This window comes from Paludicola sp. MB14-C6 (assembly GCF_030908625.1).
Taxonomy (GTDB): Bacteria; Bacillota; Clostridia; order Oscillospirales; family Ruminococcaceae; genus Paludihabitans.
This window is the reverse complement of the sequence record NZ_CP133133.1, coordinates 2,599,155-2,616,228: the sequence shown is the minus strand read 5'-3', so window position 1 is coordinate 2,616,228 and position 17,074 is coordinate 2,599,155. Positions and strand designations below refer to the sequence as shown.

At 33.8% G+C, this 17,074-nt stretch carries 19 protein-coding genes; 14 read left to right on the top strand and 5 right to left on the bottom strand.

Annotated features, from left to right (window positions below):
* Positions 1-233 precede the first annotated feature (233 nt).
* Positions 234-689 carry a pyridoxamine 5'-phosphate oxidase family protein gene (locus RBG61_RS12445; protein WP_307944010.1) on the bottom strand — a complete coding sequence of 152 codons (456 nt, stop codon included), beginning with the start codon at positions 687-689 and terminating at the stop codon, positions 234-236.
* A 321-nt stretch (positions 690-1,010) separates the two neighbouring features.
* Here RBG61_RS12445 and RBG61_RS12440 point away from each other — a divergent pair, with 321 nt between their 5' ends.
* Positions 1,011-2,327, top strand: coding sequence for a discoidin domain-containing protein (locus tag RBG61_RS12440; protein ID WP_307944008.1), 1,317 nt, complete (start codon positions 1,011-1,013; stop codon positions 2,325-2,327).
* A gap of 297 nt (positions 2,328-2,624) precedes the next feature.
* Here RBG61_RS12440 and RBG61_RS12435 read toward each other — a convergent pair whose 3' ends face one another.
* From RBG61_RS12435 to RBG61_RS12425, 3 genes are all read right to left on the bottom strand, one after another.
* Positions 2,625-3,257 carry a corrinoid protein gene (locus tag RBG61_RS12435; protein WP_307944005.1) on the bottom strand — a complete coding sequence of 211 codons (633 nt, stop codon included), beginning with the start codon at positions 3,255-3,257 and terminating at the stop codon, positions 2,625-2,627.
* 23 nt (positions 3,258-3,280) lie between these two features.
* Positions 3,281-4,567 carry a helix-turn-helix domain-containing protein gene (locus RBG61_RS12430; protein ID WP_307944003.1) on the bottom strand — a complete coding sequence of 429 codons (1,287 nt, stop codon included), beginning with the start codon at positions 4,565-4,567 and terminating at the stop codon, positions 3,281-3,283.
* A gap of 141 nt (positions 4,568-4,708) precedes the next feature.
* A complete protein-coding gene (locus tag RBG61_RS12425) occupies positions 4,709-5,056 on the bottom strand; it encodes an SLOG family protein (RefSeq protein WP_307944001.1) in 348 nt (115 codons plus the stop codon).
* 175 nt (positions 5,057-5,231) lie between these two features.
* On the opposite strand from RBG61_RS12425, the gene spoIVB reads away from it, so the two are divergent.
* The 13 genes from spoIVB (at position 5,232) to RBG61_RS12360 (ending at position 16,434) form a co-directional block, all read left to right on the top strand.
* Complete coding sequence (gene spoIVB / locus RBG61_RS12420; protein ID WP_307943999.1) at positions 5,232-6,473, top strand: SpoIVB peptidase; 1,242 nt, start codon at positions 5,232-5,234, stop codon at positions 6,471-6,473.
* Between the two features lie 170 nt (positions 6,474-6,643).
* The gene (gene spo0A / locus RBG61_RS12415; RefSeq protein ID WP_307943996.1) at positions 6,644-7,429 is read left to right on the top strand and encodes a sporulation transcription factor Spo0A; all 786 of its coding nucleotides are present in this window, start codon (positions 6,644-6,646) and stop codon (positions 7,427-7,429) included.
* 243 nt (positions 7,430-7,672) lie between these two features.
* A complete protein-coding gene (locus RBG61_RS12410; RefSeq protein ID WP_307943994.1) occupies positions 7,673-8,344 on the top strand; it encodes a P-loop NTPase in 672 nt (223 codons plus the stop codon).
* Positions 8,345-8,490: 146 nt separating this feature from the next.
* On the top strand, positions 8,491-8,700 hold the full coding sequence (locus RBG61_RS12405; RefSeq protein WP_307943992.1) for a 4Fe-4S binding protein: 210 nt from the start codon (positions 8,491-8,493) through the stop codon (positions 8,698-8,700).
* A gap of 60 nt (positions 8,701-8,760) precedes the next feature.
* Positions 8,761-9,828, top strand: coding sequence for a 3-methyl-2-oxobutanoate dehydrogenase subunit VorB (locus RBG61_RS12400; RefSeq protein ID WP_307943990.1), 1,068 nt, complete (start codon positions 8,761-8,763; stop codon positions 9,826-9,828).
* On the top strand, positions 9,828-10,577 hold the full coding sequence (locus RBG61_RS12395) for a thiamine pyrophosphate-dependent enzyme (RefSeq protein WP_307943989.1): 750 nt from the start codon (positions 9,828-9,830) through the stop codon (positions 10,575-10,577). Before RBG61_RS12400 ends, RBG61_RS12395 begins: the two co-directional genes overlap by 1 nt.
* The gene (locus tag RBG61_RS12390; RefSeq protein WP_307943988.1) at positions 10,578-11,108 is read left to right on the top strand and encodes a 2-oxoacid:acceptor oxidoreductase family protein; all 531 of its coding nucleotides are present in this window, start codon (positions 10,578-10,580) and stop codon (positions 11,106-11,108) included. It abuts the gene before it with no gap.
* Between the two features lie 140 nt (positions 11,109-11,248).
* Positions 11,249-11,725 (top strand): RNA polymerase sigma factor, encoded by a 477-nt coding sequence (locus RBG61_RS12385; protein ID WP_307943987.1) that lies wholly within the window; start codon positions 11,249-11,251, stop codon positions 11,723-11,725.
* A complete protein-coding gene (locus RBG61_RS12380; protein ID WP_307943986.1) occupies positions 11,718-13,226 on the top strand; it encodes a hypothetical protein in 1,509 nt (502 codons plus the stop codon). The genes RBG61_RS12385 and RBG61_RS12380 overlap by 8 nt, the downstream gene beginning before the upstream one ends.
* A gap of 194 nt (positions 13,227-13,420) precedes the next feature.
* Positions 13,421-14,134 carry a hypothetical protein gene (locus RBG61_RS12375; protein ID WP_307943985.1) on the top strand — a complete coding sequence of 238 codons (714 nt, stop codon included), beginning with the start codon at positions 13,421-13,423 and terminating at the stop codon, positions 14,132-14,134.
* An 88-nt stretch (positions 14,135-14,222) separates the two neighbouring features.
* Complete coding sequence (locus tag RBG61_RS12370) at positions 14,223-14,939, top strand: hypothetical protein (RefSeq protein ID WP_307943983.1); 717 nt, start codon at positions 14,223-14,225, stop codon at positions 14,937-14,939.
* A gap of 89 nt (positions 14,940-15,028) precedes the next feature.
* Positions 15,029-15,724 (top strand): hypothetical protein, encoded by a 696-nt coding sequence (locus RBG61_RS12365; protein WP_307943982.1) that lies wholly within the window; start codon positions 15,029-15,031, stop codon positions 15,722-15,724.
* A 20-nt stretch (positions 15,725-15,744) separates the two neighbouring features.
* A complete protein-coding gene (locus RBG61_RS12360; RefSeq protein WP_307943981.1) occupies positions 15,745-16,434 on the top strand; it encodes a hypothetical protein in 690 nt (229 codons plus the stop codon).
* A gap of 105 nt (positions 16,435-16,539) precedes the next feature.
* Here RBG61_RS12360 and RBG61_RS12355 read toward each other — a convergent pair whose 3' ends face one another.
* Positions 16,540-16,980: a GNAT family N-acetyltransferase gene (locus tag RBG61_RS12355; protein ID WP_307943978.1), complete on the bottom strand. Its 441-nt coding sequence runs from the start codon at positions 16,978-16,980 to the stop codon at positions 16,540-16,542.
* Positions 16,981-17,074 lie beyond the last annotated feature (94 nt).

Here is a 17,074-nt window from a genome sequence, read left to right as displayed (position 1 = left end):
ATCTTAACAACTTTATACAAGTATAGGCGCGATGTTATATTAAAAACAATTTTGAGAAATAAAGCGTTTTTTCTCTATGCTTTTTGGGGTGATTGCCAAAAAGCATAGTCAGGTTTGGGCGGATAGCCCAATAACTTCATAGCAATAACTAAATTGAAATCTCCCAAATATAAAATTATAAATCTTAATGGAAAGTTTTAAACGCCAATCCGAATTCAAGGATTGGCGTTTTGTTAAAAATTATATCTCCGACCGGAAGAACTTTCAATATCAATTTTAAAAAATACAGCATCTTGCTCATTCATACATTTTTCCATATATCTTCTGGTTTCCTTTTCTCGCCTTAAAAGTAAATCATATATATAAGCTTGTTCATTTTCATCAGCTATCTTAATAGCACACCCCGTTAAATGAACGGAGTCATAGCAATAAGCGTTCATCATAGGCTGTCTTCGCATTAAGAGTATGTCTACTGCATTATTCCCTTTTAAAATATGAATTGTTTCACTGTTTTCACTCGCCGCCATGTAAATTACCAAACGCTTATCGTGATATGTATATGCATACATCATAGCATTTACACTAGGCACGCCTTGCTCAGAAGCTAACGCAAGATAACAAAAGCCATCGGATTGTATGTTTTGCAAAATTTGTTCATAACTTAATTCCTGATAACAAGAATGATTCATCTTCATACCTCCCATTTGATTCACTCACTCTATGTTATGCATGTCTTGAAAAATATATGATGATTCCAACAAAAATCAAATTAAAATCTATTGCTTTTACTAATCTGGATTGTGCTATCTTTCGTAAAATTCAAGTTGCGAGTATTTAAAATATATTTTTCTGAAAACTATAAATTGACAACATTTTCCATATAAATATTATACAATAAAGTTAGAAATAAAGGATCTAATCTAATTATCTTTATTTGTTTCGGGTAACTATTTACACACACCTATCGTTCAACAACCAACACATTTTATACAAGTAAAGGAGAGCTTATTATGAAAAAAAAATTACTCAGCATCATTATTACGTGTTGTCTTCTAATCTGCATAGCTCCAATTACCACACAAAATGTTAGTGCAACCACCCAACCGGTTTCCGCTATATTTGGTGGTGGTCCTTTCTACCAAGGTGGTCAATCCGTAATGAACGATCTAAGAGCATCAGGCTTCAATACCGTTATCATTTGGTCTATCCATGTTAACGCAAATGGTGATTTAGTATTAAATGATTCTCTTGTTTGTTCTGGTGGTAACTATGTAGGACAGCAAGCTTGGGTTACACAATGGGCAACACTAAAGACTGCTCCTACTTCTGTAAATCGTATTGAAGTAAGTATTGGTGCATGGGGATGTCGTGATTTTGAAAATATTAGAGATCTTATAAACTCTCAAGGAACAGGAAGCAGTAGTATTCTATATAGAAACTTCCAAGCATTAAAAGCAGCAACAGGCGCTGATGCTGTTAACTATGATGATGAATCTTGTTATGACGTTGCTTCTTCTGTACAATTTGGACAAATGTGTAATACTCTTGGTTATAAGGTTGCATTATGCCCTTATACCAACGATTATTACTGGTCCAGCGTAAAAAATCAATTGGGTACTTCTATTGTTGACCGTGTATATTTACAATGCTATGCAGGCGGTTCAAGCAACTCTCCTTCAGCATGGAAAGGCTATATGGGAATGGATGTCATTCCTGGTTTATGGTGCTTAAACAGCTCTAGCGGCGGTGATACTGCAAGTTCTGTTCAATCACAACTAACCAACTGGTCAAGTTCTTCCGTAGGCGGATTCATGTGGCTCTATGATGACATGATGCAGCTTTCCAGCCCAAATGCAACTGCTGATTATGCAGCAGCAATTAACAACGCTTTCTCTTCTACACCACCGGTAGGCAATAACTTAGCTTTAAATGCTACTGCTACTGCTAATCAATATGTAAGTGGAGAAACTCCTGCAAAAGCTGTCGATGGTTCTGTTATTAACAATAGTAAATGGTGCTCAACATCCACTACTGATAAATGGCTCAAACTTGATTTAGGTCAAACTCGCACAATCAGCAGATGGGTTGTAAAACATGCCGGTGCAGGTGGCGAATCTGCCCAATGGAACACGAAGAATTTCAAACTACAAAAGAGTACAAACGGTACATCTTGGACTGATGTTGATGTAGTAACCAACAATACTGCAAGCACAACCAATCGAACCGTAACCGCATTTAGTGCAAGATATGTAAGACTTTATATTACTACCGCAACTCAAACTACAGATAAAGCAGCTAGAATTTATGAGATTGAATTATATAACTAACAAGATATAACAATACAAAATTTGAATTCAAATGAAATAAAATCTCATGAATACAAAAAAACAAGTTTTTAAATACATTATTGACCACCATGATAATGTGGTCATGTATCACCCAATTGTAAAAATCAAATGATGTTTTAAATGTGTGTGTAAATATACTGACTAAATAACCCAAGGTTTCATCAAACTCATAATAGGAATTTGATGAAACCTTTACTTTATGATTTTAGTATAAGACAGCATAAAAAAAGAATGGGACGATGTCGTTCCATTCTTTTTCATACATATTATAATAAATTATCTGCAAAGTTCTACTGCTGCATCAGCTGCGGAAGCTGCATCAGGAGTATATTTATCTGCACCGATTTGTTGACAAAATGCATCTGTAATTGGTGCACCACCAACCATAATTTTAACTTTTTCACGAATTCCTGCTTTATCTGCAGCATCAACTACTTCTTTCATAACGCCCATTGTAGTTGTTAACAACGCAGAACAGCAAATGATTTGACAGTCTTGTTCAATTGCAGTTTTAACGTAAGTATCTGCATCAACGTCTGTTCCTAAATCGATAACTTCTAAGCCTTTGCCTTCCATCATCATTTTAACAAGGTTCTTACCGATATCGTGTAAGTCTCCTTTTACAGTACCAATACATACTTTACCTTTTGATTCAACGCCTGAATCAGCTAGTAAAGGTTTTAATAATTCAACGCCTGCATTCATTGCACGAGCTGCAATTAAAACTTCAGGAACGTAAACTTCATTTTTCTTAAATTTTTCTCCAATGATACCCATTCCATCTAAAAGACCATTTTCTAGAATTTCTTTTGCGTTAATGCCTTGTTCAATTGCTTGTGAAACAAGCTCTTTTACCATCTTTGCTTTACCTTTTTGTAGGTTCTCAGAAATTTCAACTAAAATACTCATCTTATTTCCCTCTCAGTTCTTCGTTAATTTTTGATTTTCCCTCTGGATTCTTTATACTTACCTGGTGTAACACCGGTTAGTTTCTTAAAAACTTTACTGAAGTAGCTTTGATCTTCGAAGCCGACTAAACCTGATACATCTACTAATCGAATATTTTCATTCATAAGCAGCTGTTTGCTTTTATCTATTCTTACTTTATTTAAATATGCATTAAAATTCATTTCCATCTCATCTTTAAACACTTTGCTAAAATAAGATGGTGATAAAAATACATACGAAGCAACATCTTCTAAAGTAATCTTTTTTGCAAAGTTGCGACGAATATAGTCAACAGATTTACGAATAATATCCACATGTTTAACATCAGTAAAACGGAAAACATAATCAGTTAAATTATTCATAATTTCAACAAGCCACAAACACAGCTCATCAATACTCTTTAAATGGTTAATCTCTTCAAAATAGCCACAATTCAAGGTGAAAATATGTTCCGCATCCGCACCACCTTCTACAGCTGCACGAGATAATAAAACAAGTAATTCAAACACTCTTGCTCGAATGACTTCAAATTTTCCGCCTGAATAAAAGAAGATATAACCCAATAAATCATTCAGTAGTTGGTTTGCTTCCGCTTTATTTCCATCGATAATTGCTGAAATCAATTCATTTTCTTTTTCAAAAGGATATGCAACATCCTCTTCAACATATTGTGCTTTTAAGGAACGGAGCATGTCACCGATATGGCCTTGAATTTCATCTGAATTTTTGGTTTTCAACATGTCGTTACAAATCTTTATATTATTTACAAATCCAATGGACATAAATAATAAAGTAGATAGTTTTGTAACCTTTTCCGGCGCCATATATGGAACTGGCTCTAACAGATTTACAATATTTTCAATTTTACTTTGCGGTATCTTTAATAAGTCTAATAGATCATATTTAATGTAATCTTCTTGATCTACCATTAAAAAAGGACCTGCTTTGGCATACGCCACCGCACCTTCTGTTGACATAATCGGCGAAATAATGAAATTAAATCCGGCAGGACAAAAATAAATATACTTTCCACCAAATCGTTGCGCTTGCAGCATACCATATAAATGAACATCATCACATTCAATAGCATTCTTGGTTGTCTGATGCACAAGATTTTTTACTTTACAGTTTTCACAGCTAAAGCCATAGGTTGCATAGCATTCGCCATCAAATCCTACGATGGCGGTTCCTAGACCCGTAGCTTCGCTAAAAGCAGAAATACATTCTTGCGCCATTTCTAAATTAAAACAATCTGTTTGATTGAAACTCATTTTCCACCTCATTATCGAAATCTTTCATTCCGATGTCTAAATCATAGCATAATCGATAAGCAAAATATCATATTATCTTGCACTTTTTTGTAATTATTTATCATTTCGTATTGTTTTTTTAATTAAAATCGTAATATTTTTTTATTCATCTTGTATCATTATTATTTTTACTTTTTTTTCTTGCTTTAATGCTTCGACTAATGCATGGCGCGTTCCAGATGATTGATAATCCCAAAACGCCAATACAAAATCTGCTTCTGATATTATTTTTCTATTACGAACAAGTGGTGCAGTTTTACCGAAAGTTTGATAATCGGGCAAAAATTCAATAATAGGAATAGAGAGTAATTCCGCAGCTTTTTTTGCTAAACGATCTACTCCAATTGCACCGCCACTTATAATATGGGTACAATCTGCTGGAATATGCTCTAAAATCGCTTCTGTAGTTAACTTTTTGCAATCTCTTGAGCCTATAACAGCTACTTTCATAATTATCACCCTATTTATTGAAAATTTTATTTAAATACTATCATTTAATTTACTTATATTTTACATTACTAAGGAATAAATGTAAACAAAACATTCACTCATTTCCTATTATATATTTCATTTTCAGCTCAATACTATTACTATAATCAAAGAGGAAAAGAAATGAGGAATCATAATGAGTAAATTTTTTAATAAATTTTTCAAAACAACTGCGGTAGTTGCATTAGCACTATCCACAGTTATTATGTCTGCTGTTACCTTTTATAATCGAACAATGCCATCAAACTTTTATGTAAAAGAAGGTTCCGACTTTGTTCTTTCACAAGCTTCTGCTATTACGGGCGGAAAAGCGATTAACTATGAAAAAACAAGCTTTGCAAATAAAACAAAAGGAACCAGTGAGATTGTTGAATTAAAGCTACTCAACTTTATTCCTATTAAACAAACTCATATTAAAGTTATTAATGATCCTACCATAACACCTGGGGGAACACCGTTTGGTATTAAATTATTTACCAAAGGTGTTATTGTTATTGATATTACTAATGTGCAAACCGATTCAGGAATTGCTTGCCCTGCAAAACTTGCGGGTATATTGAAAGGCGATATCGTATTAACGATTAACAATATTGAAGTAAGCTCTAATGAAGAAGTAGCCGATATTATTGAATTGAGCAATGGTGAAAATTTAAGCGTTACATTAAAGCGAGACAATCAGACAATTAAAACGATGCTAAAACCTGCGATTTCAAATGTAGACGGCAAATACAAAGGTGGGTTATGGGTTCGAGATTCTTCAGCCGGAATCGGTACGATAACCTATTATTTAAAAGATGATTTACGATTTGCAGGATTAGGTCATGGTATTTGTGATATCGACACAGGGAAGATCATGCCTTTGAATACAGGCGAAGTTTGCGAAGTATCTATTAACAGTGTATTAAAAGGAAAAGCCGGTACACCGGGCGAGCTACGTGGCTCTTTCATTTCTGATGAATGTGTTGGTAAACTGGTTTTAAATAATGAATCCGGCATTTTTGGAACACTTTCAAAATCACCAAATAATTTTGAAAGCGTACCAATACGCCTTAAACAAGATATTCAAAAAGGTCCTGCTAAAATAATTTGCACATTAGACGAAACCGGACCAAAAGAATACGCAATAAACATTGATAAAATAGATTTGAATCCAAAAACCATGACAAAAAACATGGTGATTACTGTAACAGATTCAACTCTTTTGTCGAAAACAGGAGGCATCGTACAAGGCATGAGTGGCAGCCCAATTTTACAAAATGGCTCACTTGTAGGTGCCGTTACACACGTTTTTGTGAACAATCCAACAAAAGGGTATGGAATTTTTGCAGAAAATATGGTTAATTTCACAGAAATGCTTGCAAATTCAAAAAGCAAATAGTATAATTATTCCATTACCACTTATTTCATTATTGTAAGTAATTTGTTAAACAACCTTACATTTTGTAATTATATGTCGAAGTAATTTTGGAAATTAATGTAAAAAAGTCTTGCGCTTTATGGAAATATATGGTAATATATAACTACAACATAGAACGGGAGGTATTAACAATGCAAAACAAAACTAAAGTGCTATTTGGCGACAACACAAATGATTTCGGAGTATTATGTGCAGAATATTTGAACAATGCCGGTTTACAAGTTATTTTGGCCAATAAAGATGGTCAAAAGATATTGGAATCAATTAGAAATGAAAAACCGGATGTAGTTATCATGGAGTCTTTTATGCCACAACTTGACGCTATTGGTGTAATGAAAGAATCCAAAAAAATATCTGGATATCATCCAAACTTTATCGTAATCAGCGGATATGACAACCTTTTCATCGAAAAAGAAATTATGGAAAATGGCGCAAGCTACTATATGTTAAAACCTGTTGACATTAACGCCATCTGCGAAAGAATTATGTCTATTAGCGGTCACGCTAGATCAAACTCTGTTGTTGCTTCCGAAATTCCAAAACAAATTGAGGACTTAGAGTCTATTGTTACTGATGTTATTTTAAATATTGGTGTACCAGCTCATGTAAAAGGCTATCATTATATTAGACAAGCTATTATGCTGTCAATTAAAGATCCGAATATGATTAATGCCGTTACTAAAATACTCTACCCTACCGTTGCCAAGATTTATGATACAACATCATCAAGAGTGGAACGTGCAATTCGCCATGCAATTGAAATTGCTTGGGACAGAGGCGACGTTGATACCTTGAATTCATATTTTGGATATACCATAAACACCGGACGTGGGAAACCAACAAACTCTGAATTTATTGCTATGATTTCAGACAAGCTTCGCTTACAATTAAAACGTATGGGTAACAAAGCAGTTTAAACTTTCTTGATAAAGAACCTACATCATTCAATTGCTGTTTATAAAAGTAAAACTATATAAATATTAAACTCAAGGGTGTCAACTTTTTGACACCCTTGTTGTATTTACTTTAAATCAATAATATGTTAAACTTACATTATATCTTTATTTACGATAATGATAAGTATAGCAAAAAGATATGTATTTTTAACGAAATTGTTCGAATGATATATCAAGAATTGATTTGAAAAAGGCGGTTTGCAATTGGAACAGTTAAAACGAATTTCTATTATAACAGGTCACTATGGCAGTGGCAAGACAAATGTTGCGGTCAACTTAGCTTTAAAACTTCATAAGAGCGGCAAAAAAGTCATTATTGTTGATTTAGATATTGTCAATCCATACTTTAGAACTGCCGATTTTAAAGAACTTTTAGAAGCACAAGGAATTCAAGTAATTACGCCTACTTTTGCAAATACTAATCTTGATATTCCGGCTCTTCCGGCACAAATTAACACAATATTCGATCAACAAGATTCCTATATTGTAATAGATGTTGGTGGCGATGATGCAGGTGCAATTGCACTTGGACGATATGCACATGAAATTATAAAGCAAGACTATGACATGTTTTATGTAATTAATGAACGCAGATATCAAACCAGAAATCCTCAAGATGCGATTGCATTACTACATGATATTGAAGCTTGTGCTAGAGTAAAAGCAACTAAACTGATAAACAATACAAACTTAGGTGCTTTAACTACGGTTCAAACCTTAACAGACTCTTTTGAGTTTGCTGATAAAATAAGCGAACTAACAAAATTACCAATTGCTTTTTCGTGCTTTAATGAAGCATGTTTGAACCAAGAAATTGATAAACAAGGTGATTTTATTTTGCCTGTAGAAATCTTTGTAAAACCTTTCTACGAATAAAGTTGTATCAAACCGATTGGCATCATACCTTTAGGTATCTTATGATATGCATTCTCTTTTTACAAAAAACAGAATGCATAAATACTACGACGCTACAATGTTGTAAAAGAATTGCCAACGATTAATAATTATAAAGGAGAATTTAGATGGGAAAATTGACAATTGACTACGAAAAATGCAAAGGCTGCTCTATGTGTGTCGTTGCTTGTCCAAAAAAAATTCTGGAAATTAACAAAAACAAGTTGAACTTAAAAGGTTATAATCCTGTTGATATTATTGACAGAGAAAAATGTATTAGTTGCGCTATGTGCGCTACTATGTGTCCTGATTGTGTCATTACAATCGAAAACGACTAACACAAACTAAAACACATTTGTTTTTTATAAAACAAAGACACTGAAAGGTAGATGAAACTAGTGGGACAAAAATATTTAATGAAAGGTAACGAAGCAATCGCTGAAGCCGCTATCCGTAACGGCTGTATGCACTTCTTCGGTTATCCAATCACCCCTCAAACCGAGGTTTCCGCTTATATGTCAAAGGTTATGCCTAAAATCGGCGGAACATTTCTACAAGCTGAATCAGAAATAGCCGCAATCAACATGGTTCTTGGTGCTGCTTCTTGCGGCATTCGTGCAATGACTTCTTCCTCTTCACCAGGAATCAGTTTAAAATCAGAAGGCATTTCTTATATCGCAGGCTCCGATATTCCATGTGTTATCTTAAACGTAATGCGTGGTGGACCTGGTCTTGGAGGTATTCAACCTTCTCAAGCTGACTATTGGCAAGCAACAAAAGCATTAGGTCATGGCGACTTCCAACTAATCGCTTTTGCTCCTGCTACAGTTCAAGAAATCGTCGACTTAATGGGTACTGCTTTCGATTTATCTGATAAATATAGAGTACCAGCTTTAATTCTAGCTGATGGTATGTTAGGTCAAATGATGGAGCCAGTTGAATTTCCTGAAAACAAAGGCCCTTCTACAGCAGAAAACAAGCCTTATGCTACAACCGGTACAAAAGAATCAAGAAAACCAAATATCGTAAACTCTCTATATTTAAAGCCTGACCAATTGGAAAAGACAATTGTAGAGCGTTTTAAACGTTATGAAGTTATTAAGCAAAATGAAGTTATGGTAGAAGAATATCTAACAGAAGATGCTGATATCATTACAGTAGCTTACGGTGCAACTGCACGTGTTGTAAAAACTGCAGTGGATAAAGCTCGTGAAGAAGGCATTAAAGTTGGTTTAATCAGACCAATTACAATATGGCCTTTCCCTGAAAAATCAATTGCAGAGGCTGCTAAAAAAGTGAATAATATGCTTGTTGTTGAGATGAGCATGGGCCAAATGGTAGAAGACGTTCGTCTATACGCAAACGGTCAATGTGATGTTTCTTTCTTTGGTAGAACCGGTGGTATTGTTCCTTCTCCTGCTGAAGTATTAACTGAAATCAAAAAACTAGCTGGAGGTGCAAAATAATGGCTGAATTCAAGAAAACAAAAGGCTTAACCGATGCTCCTTTCCACTACTGCCCTGGATGTACTCATGGTATTGTACACCGTTTGGTTGCAGAGGTTTTAGAAGAACTAGGCATCTTAGGAAAAACAGTTGGTGTTGCTCCTGTTGGATGTGCTGTTATGGCATATGATTATTTTAATTGTGATATGATACAAGCTCCTCACGGTAGAGCTCCTGCAGTTGCTACCGGCGCAAAAAGAGCTAACCCAGATAATATTATATTTACTTATCAAGGTGATGGTGACTTAGCTGCTATTGGTACTGCGGAAACTGTTCATGCTGCTACTCGTGGTGAAAACATCACTGTTATCTTTATCAACAATGCGATTTACGGTATGACAGGCGGTCAAATGGCTCCTACTACCCTAGCAAACCAAGTAACTCAAACCACCCCATACGGACGTGATGTTACTCGTGCTGGTTTCCCTATTCGTATGTCTGAAATGCTTTCTACATTAGAAGGTGTTGCATACGCTGAACGTGTAACCGTTGACAATGTTCCTAACGTTAGAAATGCTAAAAAGGCAATTAAAAAAGCATTTGAAGCACAAATCAACAAAAAAGGGTTCTCTATTATAGAAGTACTTTCCACTTGTCCAACTAACTGGGGCTTAGAACCTGTTGAGGCTCTAAAATGGCTTCGTGAGAATATGATACCTCATTATCCTCTAGGCGTATATAAAGACAACACCGAAAAGGGGGTATTCTAAATGTCAGTTAATATGCTTATTGCCGGTTTCGGCGGTCAAGGCGTTTTGTTTGCCGGTAAAATTGTAGCTTACACAGGTATGATTGAAGAAAAACAAGTTTCTTGGTTACCTTCTTACGGTCCTGAAATGCGTGGCGGTACTGCAAACTGTTCTGTTTGCATTGATGAACGACCTATCGGTTGCCCTATTGTACTAACTCCTGAAACTTTAATTGTTATGAACAGACCTTCTTATGATAAATTTATCAATGAAGTTGTTCCAAACGGCAAAGTAATTTTAGATTCTACTTTAATTGATGTAGAATGCACTAGAAACGACATTGACGTTTATAAAATCCCTGCAACACAGCTTGCAAACGATAATGGACTTCATGGCCTTTCAAACATCATTATCTTAGGTCAAGTTTTAAAAGCAACCGGATTTACTACTTTCGAAGTATTAAGTCAAGCAGTTGATAAATGTGTACCTGCAAAGAAAAAACATCTATTAGAACCAAACCTAAAAGCATTAAAATTAGGTTTTGACTACTAATATACAAACTAAATTGCGACGAGCGAATGATTATTCATTCGCTCGTTTTTGTATATCTATATTAAAATTATCGGGATTATTAACTTATTTTGCAATGTTTTTTAGATATATATGGTATTATAAGTAAAGGGGGTGTTCATTTGGATAATAATGATGTTGAATTCGTGCTAAAAGCACATTCTGATATGGTATATAAACTAGCGCTATCACAAACAAAAAATCAAGCAAATGCAGAAGATATCTTTCAGGATGTATTTATACGGTTAATGAAAACAGATACGAAATTCGAAAATAACAACCATATTAAGGCTTGGTTAATCAAAACAACTTTAAATTGTTGCCGAAGCTTATGGAGTTCAGCATGGTTTCGTCGAACCACATCACTTGATGAAAATTTGCAAACTGAAGATTACATTAATGAAAATAATTTGTACACCAAAGTGATGGAATTACCAAAAAAATATCGAGTTGTAATACACTTATTCTATTATGAAGACATGTCAATTTCTGATATTGCTAAGTCTACTGGCTTAAAAAAGGAAACAATCGCATCGCAATTAAGCAGAGGCCGAAACATATTAAAACAAAAATTAGGAAAGGATTTTATTTATGAATAATTTTCGTGAGCAATATAAAAAAGACGCAACCGTATTTCCTGTGTCTGATAATCTAGTCAGAAGAACAGCTCGTCGCATGAGTAATCCTAAGTCAATGCAGGCAAAACGAAGCGCAAGAGTATTAGTTGCGGTTTTAGCTTTCGTAATATTATCTTGTACAACCGTATTTGCAGGAGTAGGTTATTATATTAAATATCAATTTGATAAAACGCCGTATGACTCACACATTTCAACAAATGCGAATGACTTTCAAAAACAAAAAATCACCAAAGGAAATGTTTGTATTACAGTCAACAATGTAGTAATATCAAAAGATGCTATGTATGTAAGCTTTGACTTTGAAACAATTGATAAAACCCCTTTACAAAAAAGTACCGATACAGAAAAATCAAATCTATTCAGACAAGGATTTAAACAATCCTATATCGAATGTGACGGCAAAAAATACAATGTATTCTTACAACGTAAGGATACTGCTACTATCCCGAACAAAGCAACATTTGAAGCTGAAATCATAGGTATAGCTAATCAAAGTGATGATTTAAACACAAAACTTGATCTTACTGAACTAATTGGAAAAGAAGCAACGTTGGTATTAAAGGATTTAATTGACGACGTTAGCGTGAACGAAGATATTGGCTTTACGCTGAATAGCTTAGCCGATATTACCAAGCAAGGCCCACCTTGTACAGATTTTATTGTAACTGGTAAGTATATTGAATACGCAGATGGAACGAGTACAGATAGCTACACATTACCAGCAGGTAAATATAAGATACCATTCTCTAGTAAGTATCCAAAGGCGTATATTGATAATTATGGTTTTAAAAAGAGTGGCGAAATTTCAAGTGGTGAGTATTTTTACTTGAGTATTACGCCAAGCTCAGAAGCAGAAAGAATCGCATTTAGAAAGCTTGCGTTTCAAAGCAAAACTACAGGAAACCATTGGAACGGATATGGCACTGCTTGGGGTGATCCGGACAAAAACGCTAATAACGCTAAACCATTTGATATTTCTAATTTTAAATCTAAAATTGCATTTGATGGTGATAGAATTGTTATTGCTTTGAGTGGTTGGCAATATAATGAAAGTGACGTTACCCCAAAAGATTTATCAGACTTGATTCTTGTAACTGGTTTGAAGAATACTTCACCTTTATTACAAGCAGGTAGTTGGAGAGTTCCATTTATCGCAAAAGAAAAAGCAAAAGAAAGAGTTTTCAAAATTGACCAAACAATAAAAGAAAACTATATAGACACTATTACTGTTACTCCTCTTACCATGACTATTACAGGCTCATGTAACTACAATGTTGATAAAAATGGGGATTTTTATAACTTCCGTCTTCTTATGAAAGATGGATCAGAAATTTCATACAGTTATAAACTTGATGGTTGGTTTGACAAAGATGGATTAACTTTCAAATTTAATAAAGAAATTGACCTTAATGATGTTGTTGGAATTAAAATGTGGGGTAAAGAAATTCCATTAAAGCAATAATTGCGACGAGCGAATGAAAAATCATTCGCTCGTTTTATTTTGGAATTTATGTAAACCATTTGCATTTTTATTTCGTATATGATATTGTAAGGATATAATAGCCGTAGGGAGTCACTTATAGTCTCTCTGTGAAATGGTCAAGACCGTTTCTATATAGCTTTTAGTATATCTTTTATCAGAAAGGGTGCTGTTTCATGAAACGTAAACTATTCGTTATTGTAATTTGTATTCTATTAACGGGTTGCTTAATTGGGTGTAGTAATGGTAGGAAAATAATGAAAGAAGTCCCGAAAAAAATTCTATTGACTGAAGGTGGGGGACTTCCGGAATATATTGAGGATTTTAGCACCTTAGAAAACTTGGTGAGGCATGCAGATTTAATTGTAGAGGGAAAAGTTGATACCACTAGTTATTTAGTATATGATGGTGATGATGTTTTTTATTCTAAAATCAATTTTTCAGTTGAAAAAACTTACTTAGGTTCTAATTCTGATAAAATACAGTTTCGTTATTCTGCAGGGTATGCATCTGTTGATGAATACGAAAAATACTTGAAAACTTATGGGATGTTAGAAAAGTTTAGAGAAAATTTTAGTAATGAGCAAAGACAAAATGCATTTATAAAAGCAAAATTTAGTGATGAAAATTTCATGCAGTCAGGAGATCATTTTATTATGTTTTTAAGAAAGCAGAGTAATGGTACTTATTTTCCTGTAGGTATTTCATCCGGAGCAATGAAAATTGATGGCGAGTATGCAAATCAAACTATTGATGGTCATGAGTATAAAGTAAAAGATGTTATTGATTATATTTCTAATGTAGATTATAAAAATAAGGAAATTTGCTATGATTGTGAGCAAAGACGTAAAGAAGCGATAGAGTACTACAAGAAAAAAGAAAAGCCGTAGAAATTCAAACTATAGTCTCCCTGTGAAACGTCCAAGACCGTTCCACATACCTTTTAGTATAGCTTTTATCAGAAAGGGTGTTGCTTTCATGAAGCGTAAGTTATTCGTTATTGTAATTTGTATTCTATTAACAGGTTGCTTAATTGGGTGTAGTAATGGTAGGAAAATAATGAAAGAAGTCCCTGAAAAGATATTATTTAAATCTGGTGGTGGGCTTGCTTCATATCATGAAGATTTAAAATCTCTAAATAAACTTGTTATGCACTCAGATTTAATTGTTATGGGTATAGTTAAATCTGAAACTTATATGTATTGCGATGAGGAGTATGGAGATTTATATACAGATATTACTTTCAAAATAGATAAAGTCTATTATGGAGATAACCTTAACAACGTACAATTTAGATATCCCGCTGGATATGCACCAATTCGTGAATATGAAAAGATGGTAGAGCACGATGGCTACTTAGAAGATTTTCAAAAGGCATATAGTGAAGCACAAAGACAAGACAGTTATGTTCAAGTAAAATTTGCCGAAGAAAATTATATGTTGCCTGGTGACCGTTTTATTTTATTTTTACAGAAACAGGCTAATAATTCCTATTATCCAGTTTCCACCTTTGCAGGATCCATAAAAATTGATGGCGAGTATGCAAATCAAACTATTGATGGTCATGAGTATAAAGTTAACGATGTTATTGACTATATTTCTAAAGTAGATTATAAAAACAAGGAAATTTGCTATGATTGTGAGCAAAAACGTAAAGAAGCAATAGAGTACTACAAGAAAAAAGAAAAGCCGTAGAAATTCAAACTATAGTCTCTCTGTGAAATGGTTAAGACCGTTTCCTACATACTTTTTAATAAAACTTCTTCAGAAAGGATGCTGATTTCATGAAACGTAAGTTATTCGTTATTGTACTTTGTATTCTATTGTCGGGTTGCTTAATTGGGTGTAGTAATGGTAGAAAAATAATGAAGGAAGTCCCGAAAAAAATTCTATTGACTGCTGGCGGAGGTATTCCTTCTTATACTGAAGATTTTCGCTCATTAGAGGTATTAGTAAAACATTCTGATATTATTTTTCAAGGAACAGTGAAAAATGAAACTTATTTGTACTGGAATGAGAAATATCAAGATTTAACGAATGAAATTACTTTCGACAATATTACTGTTTATTACGGCTATCCGTTTACGTCTTTTCGAGTTGAATATGCTGCTGGATATGCACCAATTAGTGAATATGAAAAAATGGTAGCGCATGATGGTTATTTAGATAAATTTCGTAAGCAATTTACAAAAGAACAACGTAAAAATAGCTATGTCAAGACAAAATGCTCTGAGGAAAATTATATGTTGCCTGGAGATACATTTATTCTATTTTTAAGTAGAGAAAAAGATGGAACATACTTCCCTATTGGCGCTGCTCCGGGAGCAATGAAAATTGACGGAGAATATGCAAGCCAAACTATCAATGGACATGAACATAAAGTGAAAGATGTTATTGACTATATCTCTAAAATTGATAAAAACAACAAGCCTATTTGTTATAGTTGTGAATATAGAAGACAACATGAAGAAATAAAATAATATCAGAAAGGGTGCTAATTTTGAAAAAGAGACTTTTCTCTATTATACTGATTTGTACGTGTTGCTTATTATTCAGTTGCAATACTCATGACGAAGTGAAACACTTCCTTTGGAAAACACCTAAAAAAATTCTTATAAAGGAAGGTGGAGAAAACACATCTTGGTTTCCCAGTAACGGAGAAGTATTGGATTCCTTAGAAAAACTTGTTATACATTCAGACTTAATTGTGCATGGAACAGTAAAAACTGCTACGTCTATGTATCACGATACTAAAAGCAACTCTTTTGTTTCCGACATTTCATTTCGCTGTAAAAAAACGTATTTAGGTTCAAAACAACGAACATTGAAATTTCAAACGTGTACCGGATACCTTCCAACAGTACTTCGTGAGAAAGAATTATCAGAACAGGGTCTTGTAAAATCCTTTTTAGATGATTTTAGCGAAGAAAAGAAAGAAAATAGCTATATAGAAATTCGAGAATTTAACGGAAATATTATGATGCCAAAGGATGAATATATTTTATTTATGCAAAAGAATGATGATGGCAGTTATAATGTTTTGAAAGATATGAAAGTTGTAAATTCGTATGGAGATTTAAAATATAACCAACATAGCTATCAAATCAAAGATGTCATAGACTATCTTTCTTCTATTGACCAGAATAATATTCCAATATGCGGAAATTGTAATCGGCTACGTAAAAAATAAACAAGTACAACACGTTTCATATAAAATAAGCAACCCTCGTTTTCATTTCTATTAATAGTAAAATGGCATCATCGTATTACACGATGATGCCTTAATTTATATGTATTATTCTAATACCTTACTAAATCCATAACTCTTCTTTACAAATCCGTTTTTCTCATAGAATTGATGTGCCTGTTGCCTTGCTAAACCACTGTTTAGTCCAATACAATCCATTTTATGTTCTTTAGCATAGGCTTCAGCTGTTTGCAATAAAGCTTTACCGATACCTCGACCTTGGTATTCGTCATATATTGCTAGTGCCATAATTTTAAGGTATTCCCCATCATCTTCATATGCCAATCCACGAAATAAGCCGATAAATCCAATTACCTTACCGTCTGCCTCAGCCACATATGTTTGATAATCGGAATGTGCTTGAATTCGGTTTAATTGACCGATTGTTTGTTTTTGAGTCAGCTCAGTATAACCTAAAACTTTACACAAAATATCCCAAATTGCAAAATAATCTTTTTCCTGCGCTTCTCTAATACTATATGCTGCCATACTATCACCACAATTCTTGTTTTAATAATATTATAATCCTATAATGAACGATATTCAATTATTTATATGGCATTGCTTGACAAGTGATAATGAT